The sequence below is a fragment of the Sphaerotilus natans genome, from assembly GCF_900156335.1.
Taxonomy (GTDB): Bacteria; Pseudomonadota; Gammaproteobacteria; order Burkholderiales; family Burkholderiaceae_C; genus Sphaerotilus; species Sphaerotilus natans.
This window is the reverse complement of sequence record NZ_FTMZ01000002.1, coordinates 108382-123595: the sequence shown is the minus strand read 5'-3', so window position 1 is coordinate 123595 and position 15214 is coordinate 108382. Positions and strand designations below refer to the sequence as shown.

Here is a 15214-nt window from a genome sequence, read left to right as displayed (position 1 = left end):
TGATCATGAGGTCGATCCCTGCGGCCTTCTGATGGCGCTCTGACTGCGTCCGCGATACAACATGACGCTCTTGGTCCTGCATCTGCCCCGTCGGGGTGCGCGCAAGCTGGGCAGCACTTCCTATAATCGGTCCCCCGAACACACCTGACTGCGCGTTTGCGACGGCCTCCAGCCCGAGTCGGCGCCTGATCCCGATGAACCGTCTCGCCGCGATCCTTCCCGCCGGCAATGTGCTGGTCAACGTGGACGCTTCCAGCAAGAAGCGCGCGTTCGAGCAGGCGGGCCTGCTCTTCGAGAACCAGCAGGCCATTGCCCGGGCCACCGTCTCCGACAACCTGTTCGCGCGCGAACGGCTCGGCTCCACCGGGCTGGGTCATGGCGTCGCGATTCCGCACGGCCGCATCAAGGGGCTGAAGAATCCGCTGGCTGCCGTGATCCGTCTGGCGCAGCCGATCGGCTTCGAGGCGCCGGACGACGAGCCGGTCAGCCTGCTGATCTTCCTGCTGGTCCCCGAGGCCGCGACACAGCGCCATCTCGAGATCCTGTCCGAGATCGCCGAGCTGCTGTCCGACCGCGACCTGCGCGAGCGCCTGAAGACCGAAGAGGATCCGGCGCGGCTGCATGAGCTGATTTCCCGCTGGGAGCCGATGCGCTCGGTGGCCTGAGTTGAAGCCGACCGTCATCAGCGCCGAGGCGCTGTTCGATGCGCATCGCTCTTCGCTGAAGTGGGAGTGGATCGCCGGTCATGCGCACCCTGAGCGTCGTTTCGACGAGGTCGCCGTCCGCGATGCCCAGTCCGCAGCCGACCTGGTCGGCTACCTGAACTACATCCATCCCTACCGGGTGCAGATCGTCGGCCGTCGCGAGGTCGACTATCTGCAGGAGTCCGACAGCGACACGCAGGAGCGGCGCATCTCGCGCATCGTGGCGCTCGAGCCGCCGGTGCTGGTGGTGGCCGATGGCTGCACGCCGCCCGACCGCCTGGTGGCGATGTGCGAGCGCGCGGACATTCCGCTGTTCTGCACCCAGGATTCGGCCGGTCATGTCATCGACGTGCTGCGCGGCTTTCTCGGTCAGCACTTCGCCGAGCGCACCTCGCGCCATGGCGTCTTCATGGACATTCTCGGCCTGGGTGTGCTGCTGACCGGCGAGTCCGGCCTGGGCAAGAGCGAACTGGGGCTGGAGCTGATCTCGCGCGGTCACGGCCTGGTGGCCGACGATGTGGTCGACCTGTTCCGCGTCTCGCAGTCGGCGATCGAGGGGCGCTGCCCGGAACTGCTGCGCGACCTGCTCGAGGTGCGCGGCATCGGCCTGCTCGACATCAAGGCGATCTTCGGCGAGACCGCGGTGCGCCGGAAGATGCGGCTGAAGCTGATCGTGCACCTGGTGCGCAAGGAAACGCTCGAGCGCGACTTCGAGCGCCTGCCCTACGAGCCGCTGCACGAGACCGTGCTGGGCATGCCGGTGCGCAAGGCGGTGATCGCGGTCGATGCCGGGCGCAACCTGGCGGTGCTGGTCGAGGCCGCGGTGCGCAACACGGTGCTGCAGCTGCGCGGCATCGACACCTACAAGGAATTCATCAAGCGCCACCGCGAGCTGATGGAGCGTGGCGACCAGGCACTGTGAGCCCCGTGGCGCTCGCTTGGGGGCTCACTTGATGCTGCGGTGCGGGCAGGCGTCCTTGGTGCAGTGCGCGTACAGCGCCAGCGTGTGTTCCTGCAGCGTGAAGCCGCGCTCCTGGGCGACCATGCGCTGGCGCGACTCGATCTGCGGGTCGAAGAATTCCTCGACATGGCCGCAGTCCAGGCAGACCAGATGGTCGTGGTGCTGTCCCTCGTTGAGCTCGAAGACCGACTTGCCGCTCTCGAAGTGGTTGCGGCTGAGGATGCCGGCCTGCTCGAACTGCATCAGCACCCGGTACACGGTGGCCAGGCCGATGTCCGAGCCTTCGCCGAGCAGGATCTTGAAGACATCCTCGGCTGTCATGTGGCGCTGCTGGGCGCGCTGGAAGATGTCGAGGATCTTGATGCGCGGCAGGGTGGCCTTCAGGCCCGAGCTCTTGAGTTCTTCCGCGTTGGTCATGGGGTCGCCTGTGTCATGCAGGCCTCGGTGGCCTCGCTAGAATCCCCGGATCATATCGGGATGCGCCTATCCCGTCTCTCGTCGGTCTCCTCCACCCAAAACGACATGGCTGCTCTGACCCGCCTTTTTCGACCCGCCCTGGCCGTCGTGGTGCTTGCCGCGGGAGCAGGGTGTTCGACCATCTCGTCCGACGGTCGCCTGCTCGGCCTGGTCACGCCCTACCGGATGGAAGTGGTCCAGGGCAATGTGGTCACCCGGGAAATGGTCGCCCAGCTGCGCCCCGGGCTGAGCCGTGATCAGGTGCGGCAGCTGCTCGGCTCGCCGCTGCTGACCGATGTCTTCCACGGCGACCGCTGGGACTATGTCTTCACGATCCGCCGCCAGGGGACCGAGCCGCAGCAGCGCCGGGTGACGGTCTTCTTCGATGGCGAGCGGCTGAGCCGCTTCGATGCCGGCGAGGCGCCGAGCGAGCGCGAGTTCGTCGATTCGATCACCGTCTCGCCGCCGAAGCCGCGCCGCACGCCGCTGGAGCTCGACGAGCAGCAGCTGCGCGCGATCGCCCCCCCGAAACCCACGCGCGCCGCCGCGCTGGTGCCGGGCACCGCCGCCAGCGGGCCTGCCCGTTCCTATCCTCCGCTCGAGACCGTTTCCCGATGAACGCTTCCGCTTCTTCCGCCGACGCCCGCCTGCGCGTCGCCATCGCCGGCTGCACCGGCCGCATGGGCCACATGCTGATCGAGGCGGTGCTTGCCTCCGACGACTGCGTGCTCGCCGGCGCGCTCGACCGCGAGGGCAGCCCGGCCGTCGGCCAGGACGCCACCGCCTTCCTGGGCAAGGTCAGCGGCGTGACGATCGCCTCCGACCTGCGCGAGGGCCTGAAGAACGCCGATGTCCTGATCGACTTCACCCGCCCCGAAGGCACGCTGGCGCATCTGGCCGTCTGCCGCGAGCTCGGCGTCAAGCTGGTGATCGGCACGACCGGCTTCAGCGGCCCGGAGAAGGCCGAGATCGGCGCGGCCGCCAAGGACATCGCCATCGTCATGGCGCCGAACATGAGCGTCGGCGTCAACGTCGTGCTGCGCCTGCTCGACACCGCGGCGCGGGCGCTCTCGCACGGCTACGACATCGAGATCGTCGAGGCGCATCACCGCCACAAGGTCGATGCGCCCAGCGGCACCGCGCTGAAGATGGGCGAGGTCGTGGCCGCCGCGATCGGCCGCGACCTGAAGGAATGCGCCGTCTACGGCCGCGAAGGCGTCACCGGCGAGCGCGATCCCAGCACCATCGGCTTTGCCACCGTGCGCGGCGGCGATGTGGTCGGCGACCACACCGTGATGTTCATGGGCACCGGCGAGCGCATCGAGATCACCCACAAGTCCAGCAGCCGCGCCACCTACGCCCAGGGCAGCCTGCGCGCGGTGCGCTTCCTGGCCGGCCAGGCCAGCGGCCTGTTCGGCATGGACGACGTGCTCGGCTTCTGAGCCGCGCCATCGGGTTCCGCGCGTGAACACGCTCGCTCAGATCTGGTCGGTGGGTGACGCCGTGTCGCGGGCGGTGGCGCTGGGGCTGCTGGCGATGTCGGTGTCGGCCTGGGTGGTGATCCTGTGGAAGGCCTGGGTGCTGACGCGGGTCCGCGCCGATCTGGCGCGTGCGGTGCCGGCCTTCTGGGCGGCGCCCGATCTGCAGGCCGGCCGTGCGCGCCTGGCCGGGCTGGACCGCGAGCAGGTGCTGCTGCCGATGCTCGATACCGCGCTGCAGCCGCCCGAGACGGGCACGCTCGACGCCGGCAGCGAGGCCGAATCGCGCCTGACGCGCCGGCTGCGCGACGCGCTGCACCGGGCGCTGGCGCAGCTGCAGTCGGGCCAGGTGCTGCTGGCCTCGGTGGGCAGCACCGCGCCCTTCGTCGGCCTGTTCGGCACCGTCTGGGGCATCTACCACGCGCTGGTGGGCCTGTCGGCGGGCGGCGCGATCAGCCTGGACAAGGTGACCGGCCCGGTCGGCGAGGCGCTGATCATGACCGCCGCCGGTCTGGCGGTGGCGATTCCTGCGGTGCTGGCCTACAACCTGTTCGGCAAGCGCGTCGCCGCGTGCGAGGCCGATCTGGAAGGCTGGGCGCACGATCTGCGCGAGCTGGCGCTGCAGCGCGCCCGCCAGGAGGCCTGAGATGGCCTTCGGCCGGCTCGAGCGCCGCCAAGCCGATGCGCCGATGAGCGACATCAACATGACGCCGCTGATCGACGTCATGCTGGTGCTGCTGGTGATCTTCATGATCACCGCGCCGCTGATGAGCTCCAGCCTGAAGCTGGAGCTGCCCGAGGCCGAGGGCGCACAGCCCACCGAGCCGGCGCCTGAGGCGGTGCAGCTCTCGCTGCAGGCCAATGGCGCGCTCTACTGGGGCGAGGAGCGCCTGGAGGCCGAGGCCTTCGCGCGCCGGCTGGCCGAGGTGGGCGCCCGCCCCGGCGAGCGGCCCGAGGTGATGCTGCGCGCCGACCAGTCGGTCGCCTATGGTCGGGTGGCCGAGCTGATCGGCCAGCTGCAGCAGGCCGGGCTGAACCGGATCGCCTTCGTGACCGAGCGCGCCGCAGAAGGCTCTGCGCGGTAAGGCTGGACTTCAGATCAGGCTGAACTGGCGAGTCGCATCCGCTGCGGCGATGCAGCGAGCCTGGCGCAGCAGATCGGCCAGCCGCGCCTGCCCGCCTTGCCACTCATCGACCAGATCCTCCCCGAGCAGCACGTAAGACCAGTTCCGGTCGGTTCTGACGTCGGCCGGCAGGGCGTTGATGCGCTCGCACCAGGCCACGGCTGCGCGGCGCTTGCGCTGCACATCGGGGTGAACGACTTGCTGTTGCGCCTTGGTCTCGACGAGATGGATCGCGTCGGCTGTGCGCACGAGAAAGTCTGGCGAATAGAACGCGGGTAGTCCGTCTTCCTTCACGTAGCGCAGCCGCATGAAGTCATGGCGGGTCTCGCTGATCTTGCAGAAGGCCTCGATGTGGCTGTCTGCCTGGGCCCAGTGGATGAGGCGCTTCTCCAGTCCGCCGTTGCGCGCCGGATAGGGCAGGCGCGGATAGATGCACTTGCTGACCTCGACCGAACTGCTTTCACGCACCAGCAACTGTGGCACTTCCGAAAGCCTGCGGTGGCGGACCTCGGTCTCGCCGACAGGGCGCGATTGGGCGGCTTCGCGCAGGGCGTGACCGAAGATGCGCGTGAGGTGGTCGATGACAGGTTTCAGCAACAGCACGCGCCAGTTCTCGCCGTCATGTGGATTGAATGCGGTGTCGAACAGGCGGCTCCAGATGTAGTCGTCCAGCCAGCCGGTCAGCTCTGCGGTGTTCACCTGCAGATACGGCAAGTCGAGGTGATGGGCAATCTTGTTGCCCTTGGGCAGGGGCTGGCTCAGGGACTGTCCGATGCGGCGGGTCAGTCGCGACAGGTAATCGTTGTAGCCGCTCACCGTCATCACTGCACCATCGACGCGGTAGTCTCCGAACAGCGTGCTGCTCTGCAGGTCTTGAGAAATGAACTGATCGCCCCGCCCCAGCAGCTCGGTCAACTGCTCAAGCGGCATCGCCGTGAAGGCGGGTAGCAAGGAGACCTCCAGTTCAGTGTGCGCGATGACCTCGTCGGCCTCCTGAAGGATGAACGGAATGGCGAAGTCGAATGTCTCGAAGCCCTCGCGCAACCGGGCCGCCATCAGGTCGCCGGTGCTGGTGTCCCGGTCGCTTTGCTCGGTGGTGGTTCCCGCCAGCTTCTCGTCCATCAGCTCCTGGTAGAACGTATTGAACGCCGGGTGTTCGACGATGGTCAGCACATCGAGCAGGCTGCCCGGCTCCTGGCCGTTGTTGATGCGCTGGCGGTTGTCGGCCTTGATCTCGTCGTATTCGCGGTCGCGCCACATCAGCCGCAGGCCGCGCCCGATCGTCTGCTCCAGCAGGATCTGCGCCTGCGACGAGCGCAGCGGCACGATGACGCAGATGTTGTTCACGTCGAAGCCTTCGCGCAGCATCAGCACGCTGACGATCACGCGGGGGGTCGGGTGGTGATCGACGCTGAACAGCCGTTCGCGCACGGTGGCCCAGTCCTTCTCGCCCAGTTCGGCCTTCTTGCCCGAGTCGACCGACATCACGGCGTCCTCGGTCAGCCCCTCTTCTTCGACCAGGAATTGGGCGACCAGCGGCGTCACGTTGGTGTCCTCGCAGACAACCAGCATCTTCGGGTGGCGCGTCGGGTCGATCTTGGCGAAGTCGGTTTCCAGCTTGCGCAGTTTCATCAGCCCGGCGCGCAGCATGACGCGCTGGCCTGCGCTGAGTTCGACGGCGCGGCCCTTGTCGTCGCGCTCCACGGTGAAGTCCAGCGGCAGCGCACCCACCTCCTTGCGCCGATCCAGCACCAGCGACTTGACCAACCCGGCGCGCATGGCGTCCTTCAGATCGAAGTCGGTGACGATGTGCGGGAAGTAGACCTTGCGCCGGTTCTTCGGCGTGCCCACGTCGTTGTACGGGGTGGCCGAGAAATCGATCTGCACGAAGCGCTGGCCTTTTGGCGCGGCGATGCGAGACAGGCTTTTCTGCCACTCGACCTCGGTGGCCTCACCCTCGCGCTTGATTTCGTGGATGTGGTGCGCTTCGTCGTTGAACACCATCAGGTCGGGCAGGGCGCTCAGGTACTCCAGCACGTCGCCGCGGGCGTAGCGGCGGTCGAGCATGTCGAGGCTGTTGCCGGCGGCACGGCCTGGGGTCAGCGGCAACACGGCGTCGATCACGCGGTGCGCTTCCAGGGGAAGCGGGGTGTCACTGGTGTCGGCAGTTTCGTCGGCCTCGTCGTCCACGCCGGTGAGGAGGTGCCAGTTCGTGATGGCGATCATCCCGTTCCCGGTCGCCTTCAGACCGATCTCGCCTTTGGCGCAGACGTTGCCCCGCACGAAGGCCAGCACGCTGTCGCGGTGCGCCTCGGGGATGAACAGCTCGGCGTTGCGCGCGATGTCGGAGGTGCCGAAATCGCGCCCGCTGCCCACCAGCCGCCCGCAGAACGCATCCAGCAGCCGCTCGTAGACGATCAGGCCCGGCGCCACGACGAGGAAGCGGCGCGTGAAGCGCGGGTCGTCCACGCCCTCGGCCTGCGCGGCATTGCGGTTGAGCAGCTGCCAGACCATCAGCGCCTGCATGACCCAGGTCTTGCCGGTGCCGGTCGCCATCTTGAGGCAGTACTTCGGGTGGTCGTGCTTGGGCTGCGCGACCTCCTGGCGGCGTGGCGGTGTCAGCGCGTGTGGCGCGACCTGCTCGTACAGATCCAGCAGCGAGCCGGATTCGAGCACCTCGTGCGCGACGATGGTGTTCAGGATCGCCTGCTTCTGGCCGGCGTGGAAGTTCAGCGGTCCGCGCACGGCGCACATCTCGGCGCTGAACCACCAGTGCAGCAGGTCGGCGGTGTGCGGCGTGACCTGGTTCAGGATCTCGGCCGAGCCGTCTTCCAGGCCTTGGCAGAGGGCGCGGGTGTGTTCGGTCAGCGCGATCGACAGCGCGAGCGGGTTCGGGCTCGGGGCTGTGGCCGGTTTCGGCTTGGCGGCGCTCATTGCACGGCCTCCGCCACCGTGGTGACCACTTCGGCCTCGAAGCCGAACACATCCACCGCCCGCACGCACACGCGCCGCGGGCCGGCCTTGTGCGGCACGGTCAATCGGGCGTGGGTGACGACGCGCAGTGCGTCCTCGTCGTTGGCGGTGTTGCCGCGGTAGTCCTGCCAGACCGAGCGGAAGACCCGGCCGTCGTAATCGGGATCGACGGCCCAGTATTCGACCAGCGCCAGCGGCTCCTGGTTCATCACGGCCTGGAGTTTCTTGCGGTTGTCCTCGTCGAGGTTGATCGCCTCGGGCGACAGCAGCACATAGTTTCTGAGCTTGACGGTCAGGTGTTCGTCGGCGGCGCTGCGGGTGCGCTCGACCGGGTGGATCGTCAGGTATTGCAGCGACGAGAACCGGACCTGGCCGCGCAGTTTGTCGATGCCGCCTTTTTTCTTCAGGCGGTCGAGCAGGTCGGGCGGGATCACCAGCACTTCGAGGCGGTTGTCGTTGAGTGCGGTGATGTCCTGGCCGATCGAGGGCTCGAAATTCCAGCCGAGCACGACCACGCGGTCCCAGCCGCCGAGCAGATTGTCGCGTTGGGCGATGGCTTTTTTCAGCGTGGCGATGCCGGTGAGTTTGTTGGGGGAGTCGGCCAATACCAGCGTCTTGCTGCTTTTTCGGGGGCCGAGGTCGAGTCCGGCAATTTGGCCGAGGTTGCGCTGCGGGTTGAATTCGGCGGGCAGCGACTGGGCGCCGTAGAGCGACAGCACGATCTGCGACAGGTCGCCGATGCGGAACTCGCGGCCCAGCGTCGCCTTGGCGGCCTCGACCTGGTAGTCGCCGATCGCTTGGTACAGGAAGGGCTTGGCGCTCTGGTCGATCAGCCGCTTGCGCATGATCATGCAGGCGGGCTTGCCGAGGTCGGTCGTGATCCAGCGGCGGCCGAGCTTCTCGGCGACGGCGGCGGTGGTGCCGGAGCCGCCGTTGAAGTCCATGACCAAATCACCAACATTGCTCGAAGCGGCGATCACCCGTTCAACGAGAGATTCGGGTTTCTGAGTGTCAAATCTGAGGTTTTGAGTTTTGTCCGCAGGTTGGAGCATTGAGAGGCGCCATACGTCATCTATTGTGCGGTGAGTGGATTCTTGGTATATCACTTTTCCATGCTCATCCTTTGCGTTAACAATTGCCCCCTTCTCTTTGCTCCAAACTCTTTTGATTTGCTGTATCGGCTTGTCTCGTATTTCTTTCTGTGGATTAAAGGTGGCGTCCTCAGATTTCCTGTAGTGAAGAATATTGTCATGATTTCTGGGGAAGCAATTCGCATTGCCTTGCATTTTGTTGTAATACCACCAGATGATTTCATTTGTGAATTGTTTTCCGCCAAAGACATCATCCATCACCAACTTGACGTAGTGCCCCACATGCCAGTCAAGGTGAACATAGATCGACCCCGTATCGGCCAGCAGCTCGCGCATCAGGACCAGCCGCGGCGTGATCATCGCCAGATACGACGCCGTGCCATCCGCCCAGGTGTCGGAGTAGGCGAACTGCTCGATCACGGTCGGCTTCTGTTCCAGCTCGACGCCGGGCAGCGTGACCTTGGTGCGGTAGTCGGCCTTCGAGTCGAACGGCGGGTCGATGTAGATCAGGTCCACTTTGCCGCGCAGTGACGGCGTGCGCTCGTCGCCGGCCAGCAGCGCGGCCATCGCCAGCAGGTTGTCGCCGTAGATCAGGCGGTTGACCCACGCATCCTGTTCCGACTGCGCCAGCCGGTCCTGCCGGGCGGCGCCCTGAATCCAGTCGGTGGCGCTGCTGTCCTTCGAGGGCAAGATCCACTCGCGGGTCTGCAGGCTCACGCGGTGGCGGCTTTCGAGGCTCTCCAGGATCTTCTCGGCTTGGCGGCGCCCGTTGGCGACGATCTCGGGCAGTTGTTCCAGCAGTGACTTCGGCATGAGGTCGATCAAGTGGCAGTTGATAGAAATATCAATCGAAACCTGATTTTCGCCTCAAGTGAAAAGTGAGGTCTCCAGGCGCGTGAACTTAAGTTCCGCGTGATGAACGAGAAGCTGGACTTCAGTCACCGACTGCGCGCAGCACTGCTGGCGGCGGGCTACGAGGCGCGACCCTCGGTGGTCGAGCACGAGTTCAATCTGCGCTGGTGGGGCAAGTCGATCAGCATGCAGACGGCATGGAGCTGGCTCAACGCCAAGTCGATTCCAGCGCAGGACAAGCTCCAGACCCTCGCCGAATGGCTCAAGGTCGAGCCGCAGGTCCTGCGCTTCGGCGAGGGCGTCGCGAAGTCGGTCCGCGAGTACCGTCAGCGCTGGGACGAGAAGCTGACCTACCTCGAGCGCGAGACGGTGGATGCCTATCTGCAGCTGCCTGCGCCGCAGCGCAAGGTCGTGCGGGAGGTGATCCTGACCTTCGCCCGCGTGCATGGACAGGGCGGGGGCGAGCCGGGCGACCGGTCGCCCTGAGCGGCTGCGGGCCGCGGGCGATAATCACCGGATTGCGCACACCGATGCCCGCCAGCCCCATGAGCCTCCAAGACCGCTACGATCCCGCCGCCGTCGAAGCCGCCGCCCAGTCCGCCTGGACCGCCGCCGACGCCTACCGCGTCACCGAAGACGCCAGCCGCCCGAAGTTCTACGCCTGCTCGATGCTGCCGTACCCGAGCGGCAAGCTGCACATGGGCCATGTGCGCAACTACACCATCAACGACATGCTGGCGCGCCAGCTGCGCATGCGCGGCTTCAACGTGCTGATGCCGATGGGCTGGGACGCCTTCGGCCTGCCGGCCGAGAACGCGGCGCTGAAGAACGCCGTGCCGCCCGAGAAGTGGACGCGCGAGAACATCGCCTACATGAAGGGCCAGATGCAGGCCATGGGCCTGGCCATCGACTGGTCGCGCGAGGTCGCCACCTGCGACCCCGAGTACTACAAGTGGAACCAGTGGCTGTTCCTGAAGATGCTCGAGGCCGGCATCGCCGAGCGCCGCACGCAGGTCGTCAACTGGGATCCGGTCGACCAGACGGTGCTGGCCAACGAGCAGGTGATCGACGGCCGCGGCTGGCGCTCAGGCGCCTTGGTCGAGAAGCGCGAGATCCCCGGCTACTACCTGAACATCGTCAAGTACGCCGACGAGCTGCTGGGCGCGGTGGCCGATCCGCAGGACCCGAACTACCTGTCGGGCTGGCCCGAGCGCGTGCGCCTGATGCAGGAGAACTGGATCGGCAAGAGCGCGGGCGTGCGCTTCGCCTTCCCGCACGAGATCAAGGATGCCTCGGGTGCGCTGATCCAGGACGGCCGGCTCTACGTCTTCACGACGCGCGCCGACACCATCATGGGCGTGACCTTCTGCGCCGTCGCGCCCGAGCACCCGCTGGCCGCGCACGCCGCGGCGACGAATCCGGCGCTGGCCGCCTTCATCGCCGAGTGCGCCCAGGGCGGCACGACCGAGGCCGAACTCGCCACGCAGGAAAAGAAGGGCATGGCGACGGGCCTCTTCGTCACGCACCCGCTGACGGGCGCTGAAGTAGAGGTCTGGGTCGGCAACTACGTGCTGATGAGCTACGGCGACGGCGCGGTGATGGGCGTGCCGGCGCATGACGAGCGCGACTTCGCCTTCGCGAAGAAGTACGGCCTGACGATCAAGCCGGTCATCGCCGTCGAGGGCGAGACCTTCAGCCTGGAGGCCTGGGCCGAGTGGTACGGCGACAAGCAGCGCGCGGTCTGCGTTAACTCGGGCGAGCTCGACGGCCTGGGCCACAAGGCCGCGGTCGACAAGGTGGCCGAGCTGGTCGGCGCCAAGGGCCTGGGCGAGAAGAAGATCACCTGGCGCCTGCGCGACTGGGGCATCAGCCGCCAGCGCTACTGGGGCACGCCGATCCCGATCATCCACTGCGACGCGTGCGGTCCGGTGCCGGTGCCCGAGAAGGACCTGCCGGTCGTGCTGCCGATCGACTGCGTGCCGGACGGCTCGGGCAATCCGCTCAAAAAACGCACCGACTTCCTGAACGTCGCCTGCCCCTGCTGCGGCAAGCCGGCTCAGCGCGAGACGGACACGATGGACACCTTCGTGGACTCGTCGTGGTACTTCATGCGCTACTGCGACGCGCGCAACGACCAGAAGATGGTCGCCGAAGGTACCGACTACTGGATGCCGATGGACCAGTACATCGGCGGCATCGAGCACGCGATCCTGCACCTGCTCTACGCGCGCTTCTGGACCAAGGTCATGCGCGACCTGGGCCTGGTCAAGGCCAGCGAGCCCTTCACCAAGCTGCTGACGCAGGGCATGGTGCTCAACCACATCTACTCGCGCCGCACCGAGAAGGGCGGCATCGAGTACTTCTGGCCGCACGAGGTCGAGAACGTGCTCGACGCCGGCGGCAAGGTGGTCGGCGCCCAGCTCAAGGAAGCCAAGGGCGACCTGCCGGCCGGCACCGCGATCGACTACCAGGGCGTGGGCACCATGTCCAAGTCGAAGAACAACGGCGTCGATCCGCAGGAGCTGATCAACCGTTTTGGTGCCGACACCGCGCGCCTGTTCGTCATGTTCGCGGCGCCCCCGGAGCAGACGCTGGAATGGAACGAGTCGGCCGTCGAGGGCGCGCACCGCTTCATCAAGCGCATCTGGGCCTTCGCGGCCAAGAACGAGGCGGTGCTGACCGGCGCGCCGGCCGAGGTGCCGGGCGAGCTGTCCGCCGAGGCCAAGGCGCTGCGCCGCGAGGTCCATCTGGTGCTGCGCCAGGTGAGCCATGACTTCGAGCGCATGCAGTACAACACCGTCGTCTCCGGCGGCATGAAGCTGCTCAACGCGCTGGAAGGCTACAAGCACGACGGCAGCGCAGGCTCCGCTGCGGTGCTGCGCGAGGGCTTCTCGGTGCTGCTGCGCGCGCTCTACCCGGCCTGCCCGCACATCACCTGGAAGCTCTGGGCCGACCTCGGCTATGCCGGTGCGGCGGGCGATCTGCTCGACGCGCCGTGGCCGGTGGTGGTCGAGGCCGCGCTGGTGCAGGACGAGATCGAGCTGGTGCTGCAGGTCAACGGCAAGACGCGTGGCGCCATCAAGGTGCCCGCCGGCGCCGACAAGGCCGCCATCGAGGCCACCGCCGCCGCCAGCCCCGAGGTCGAGAAGTTCTCCGAAGGCCGCACGCCCAAGAAGATCATCGTCGTGCCGGGTCGCCTGGTGAACGTGGTGGTCTGAAGCCGTGATGCTTCGCCCGTCACGCCGCCGTCTGCTGGGGGGCGCCGCGCTGGCCGCGACGCTGCTGGCGGGCTGCGGCTTCCAGCTGCGCCGCCCGCCCGAGCTGGCCTGGAAGCGCATCTTCCTGTCGGGCTTCACGGAAGACTCGACGCTGGCCGACGAGCTGCGCCGTCAGCTGCGCGCCAGCCCGGGCGTGACGCTGGCCGACACGCCGGCCGAGGCCGACCTGATCGTCGAGTCGCTGCAGGACAGCAGCGAACATGTGGTGGCCGCCACCACCTCGACCTCGCAGATCTCGGAAATGACGCTGCGCGCACGGCTGCGCTTCCGGGTGCGCACCGCGGCCGGGCGCGAGCTGATCGCCCCGACCGAACTGGCGCAGACCCGCGACATGAGCTACAGCGAGAGCAGCGCGCTGGCCAAGCAGCATGAGGCCGCGCTGCTGTTCCGCTCCATGCACGTCGACCTGGCGATGCAGGTGCTGCGCCGGCTGGCGGCGCTCGGGCCGGCCTGAGCGCGGGCGCAGGGCACACCGATGCAGATCCGCGCCGAGCAGCTCGCCGCCGCGCTGGCCAAGGGCCTGCGCCCGCTCTATGTCATTCACGGCGACGAGCCGCTGCTGGCGCAGGAGGCGGCGGACGCGGTGCGCGCCGCCGCGCGCGCGGCCGGCTGCGCCGAGCGCACGGTGCACACCGTCGCTGGGGGGCATTTCGACTGGGCCGGCCTGCTGGGGGACGCCGGCGCGCTGAGCCTGTTCGCCGAGCGCCGGCTGATCGAGATCCGCATTCCCTCGGGCAAGCCGGGCAAGGACGGCTCGGAGGCGCTGCAGCGCTATGTCGAGCAGCTCGGCGCCGACGACATCACGCTGGTGCTGCTGCCGCGCTTGGACCGCACCCAGCTCGGCAGCGCCTGGTTCGGCGCGCTTGACGGCGCGGGCCTGGCGGTGCGGGTCGATCCGGTCGAGCGCCGCGCGCTGCCGGTCTGGATCGCGCAGCGCCTGGCGCAGCACGGCCTGCGGGTCGAGGACGGCGAGTCCGGCCAGCAGGCGCTGGCCTTCTTCGCCGACCGGGTCGAGGGCAATCTGCTGGCGGCGCATCAGGAGATCGCCAAGCTGGCGCTGCTGCATGCGCCGGCCGATGCGCGCGGCGCGCCCGCGGTGCTGGCGCGCGAGCAGATCGAGGCGGCGGTGCTCGATGTCGCGCGCTACGACGTCTTCCGCCTCGGCGAGGCGGTGCTGGCGGGCGATGCGGCGCGCGCGCTGCGCATGCTCGACGGCCTGCAGGCCGAGGGCGAGGCGGCGGTGCTGGTGCACTGGACGCTGGCCGACGACCTGCGCGGCCTGCAGCGGGTGCATGCGGCCGTGCGCCAAGGCCGGCCGCTGCCGATGGCGCTGCGCGAGGCGCGGGTCTGGGGGCAGAAGGAAAAGCTCTTCGAGCGGGTGCTGCCTCGGCTGGAGGCGACCGCGCTGGCCGCGCTGGTCGACGCGGCCCATGTCTGCGACGGCATCGTCAAGGGCCTGCGCGATCCACGCTGGCCGGACGATCCCTGGGCGGCGCTGCAGCAGCTGGTGCTGATGACGCTGGCGGCGGTGGCGCCCCGTGCCGGGGTGCCGGCGCTGGCACCAGCGGGGCGCTCCCCGCGCCAATAGCGGCCGCTTCGGCGCGGTTTTCCGGCGGATGGAAACGGCGGGTATCGGGGATGCTCGGCTTCTGCCCGCGCCGTGCGCGCCGCTCGCCGCCCCTGTCATGCGCCTGTCCGTTTGTCCTGTCGCTCTGTCGATGCTTCTGTCCTGTCTGCTGGCGGGCGCCGCGCAGGCTGCTGCGCTGACAGTCAGCGTCGCCGACGCCAATGGCCGGCCGCTGGCCGGCGCGGTGGTGGCGGTCGAGATCGGGGGCGCGGTTCGCGCCGCGGCGGCCGGCACGCGCGCCGAGGTGGTGCAGCGCCAGCGCAACTTCGAGCCCGGCGTGCTGGTGGTGCAGACCGGCACGCTGGTGGACTTTCCCAATCAGGACACGGTGCGCCACCATGTCTATTCCTTCTCGCCGGTCAAGACCTTCGAGATCAAGCTCTATGCGGGCCGACCGGCGGCGCCGGTGCTGTTCGATCGGGCCGGCGTGATCACGCTGGGCTGCAACATTCACGACCAGATGATCGCCCATGTGGTGGTGGTCGACACCCCGCTGTTCGGTCGCACCGATGCGGCGGGGCGGCTGGCACTGGAGGTGCCGGCCGGCGAGCACCGCCTGAAGGCCTGGCATCCCGACATGCGCGAGGGGCTCGATCTGCAGGCCCAGCCGCTGCGCGTCGGCACTTCGCCTGTGGCTGCTGCCGTGCGGCTGCCGGTCCAGCCCTGAGGC

14 protein-coding genes are annotated in these 15214 nt (G+C 67.9%); 11 read left to right on the top strand and 3 right to left on the bottom strand.

Annotation, left to right across the window (positions count from 1 at the left end):
- The first annotated feature begins 194 nt into the window (after positions 1-194).
- Entirely contained in the window at positions 195-665 is a 471-nt protein-coding gene (locus BW996_RS02265) for a PTS sugar transporter subunit IIA (RefSeq protein WP_037477254.1), read from the top strand.
- A 1-nt stretch (position 666) separates the two neighbouring features.
- Entirely contained in the window at positions 667-1626 is a 960-nt protein-coding gene (gene hprK, locus BW996_RS02260) for an HPr(Ser) kinase/phosphatase (RefSeq protein ID WP_037477252.1), read from the top strand.
- Positions 1627-1650: 24 nt separating this feature from the next.
- Here the strand turns inward: hprK and fur are convergent, their stop codons facing one another.
- Positions 1651-2082 carry a ferric iron uptake transcriptional regulator gene (gene fur, locus BW996_RS02255; RefSeq protein ID WP_037477250.1) on the bottom strand — a complete coding sequence of 144 codons (432 nt, stop codon included), beginning with the start codon at positions 2080-2082 and terminating at the stop codon, positions 1651-1653.
- A gap of 105 nt (positions 2083-2187) precedes the next feature.
- Between fur and BW996_RS02250 the strand changes: the two genes are divergently transcribed.
- Genes BW996_RS02250 through BW996_RS02235 form a run of 4 tightly spaced genes read left to right on the top strand, consistent with a single transcriptional unit; the run spans position 2188 to position 4684 of the window.
- Positions 2188-2739 carry an outer membrane protein assembly factor BamE gene (locus BW996_RS02250; RefSeq protein WP_037477248.1) on the top strand — a complete coding sequence of 184 codons (552 nt, stop codon included), beginning with the start codon at positions 2188-2190 and terminating at the stop codon, positions 2737-2739.
- Entirely contained in the window at positions 2736-3563 is an 828-nt protein-coding gene (gene dapB, locus BW996_RS02245; protein ID WP_037477246.1) for a 4-hydroxy-tetrahydrodipicolinate reductase, read from the top strand. The genes BW996_RS02250 and dapB overlap by 4 nt, the downstream gene beginning before the upstream one ends.
- A gap of 22 nt (positions 3564-3585) precedes the next feature.
- On the top strand, positions 3586-4245 hold the full coding sequence (locus BW996_RS02240) for a MotA/TolQ/ExbB proton channel family protein (RefSeq protein ID WP_037477244.1): 660 nt from the start codon (positions 3586-3588) through the stop codon (positions 4243-4245).
- Between the two features lies 1 nt (position 4246).
- A complete protein-coding gene (locus BW996_RS02235; RefSeq protein ID WP_037477242.1) occupies positions 4247-4684 on the top strand; it encodes an ExbD/TolR family protein in 438 nt (145 codons plus the stop codon).
- Between the two features lie 9 nt (positions 4685-4693).
- On the opposite strand, the gene BW996_RS02230 is transcribed toward BW996_RS02235, so the two are convergent.
- Positions 4694-7657: a DEAD/DEAH box helicase gene (locus BW996_RS02230; RefSeq protein WP_051631415.1), complete on the bottom strand. Its 2964-nt coding sequence runs from the start codon at positions 7655-7657 to the stop codon at positions 4694-4696.
- The gene (locus tag BW996_RS02225; protein WP_037477330.1) at positions 7654-9600 is read right to left on the bottom strand and encodes a DNA methyltransferase; all 1947 of its coding nucleotides are present in this window, start codon (positions 9598-9600) and stop codon (positions 7654-7656) included. The genes BW996_RS02230 and BW996_RS02225 overlap by 4 nt, the downstream gene beginning before the upstream one ends.
- Before the next feature lie 102 nt (positions 9601-9702).
- On the opposite strand from BW996_RS02225, the gene BW996_RS02220 reads away from it, so the two are divergent.
- The 5 genes from BW996_RS02220 (at position 9703) to BW996_RS02200 (ending at position 15211) form a co-directional block, all read left to right on the top strand.
- Positions 9703-10125 (top strand): hypothetical protein, encoded by a 423-nt coding sequence (locus BW996_RS02220; protein ID WP_037477239.1) that lies wholly within the window; start codon positions 9703-9705, stop codon positions 10123-10125.
- Positions 10126-10184: 59 nt separating this feature from the next.
- Positions 10185-12857, top strand: coding sequence for a leucine--tRNA ligase (gene leuS / locus BW996_RS02215; protein ID WP_037477236.1), 2673 nt, complete (start codon positions 10185-10187; stop codon positions 12855-12857).
- A gap of 7 nt (positions 12858-12864) precedes the next feature.
- A complete protein-coding gene (locus BW996_RS02210) occupies positions 12865-13371 on the top strand; it encodes an LPS-assembly lipoprotein LptE (protein ID WP_037477233.1) in 507 nt (168 codons plus the stop codon).
- A gap of 21 nt (positions 13372-13392) precedes the next feature.
- Positions 13393-14505 carry a DNA polymerase III subunit delta gene (gene holA, locus BW996_RS02205; RefSeq protein WP_051631414.1) on the top strand — a complete coding sequence of 371 codons (1113 nt, stop codon included), beginning with the start codon at positions 13393-13395 and terminating at the stop codon, positions 14503-14505.
- Positions 14506-14635: 130 nt separating this feature from the next.
- Entirely contained in the window at positions 14636-15211 is a 576-nt protein-coding gene (locus BW996_RS02200) for a methylamine utilization protein (protein ID WP_241461794.1), read from the top strand.
- Positions 15212-15214: the final 3 nt, after the last annotated feature.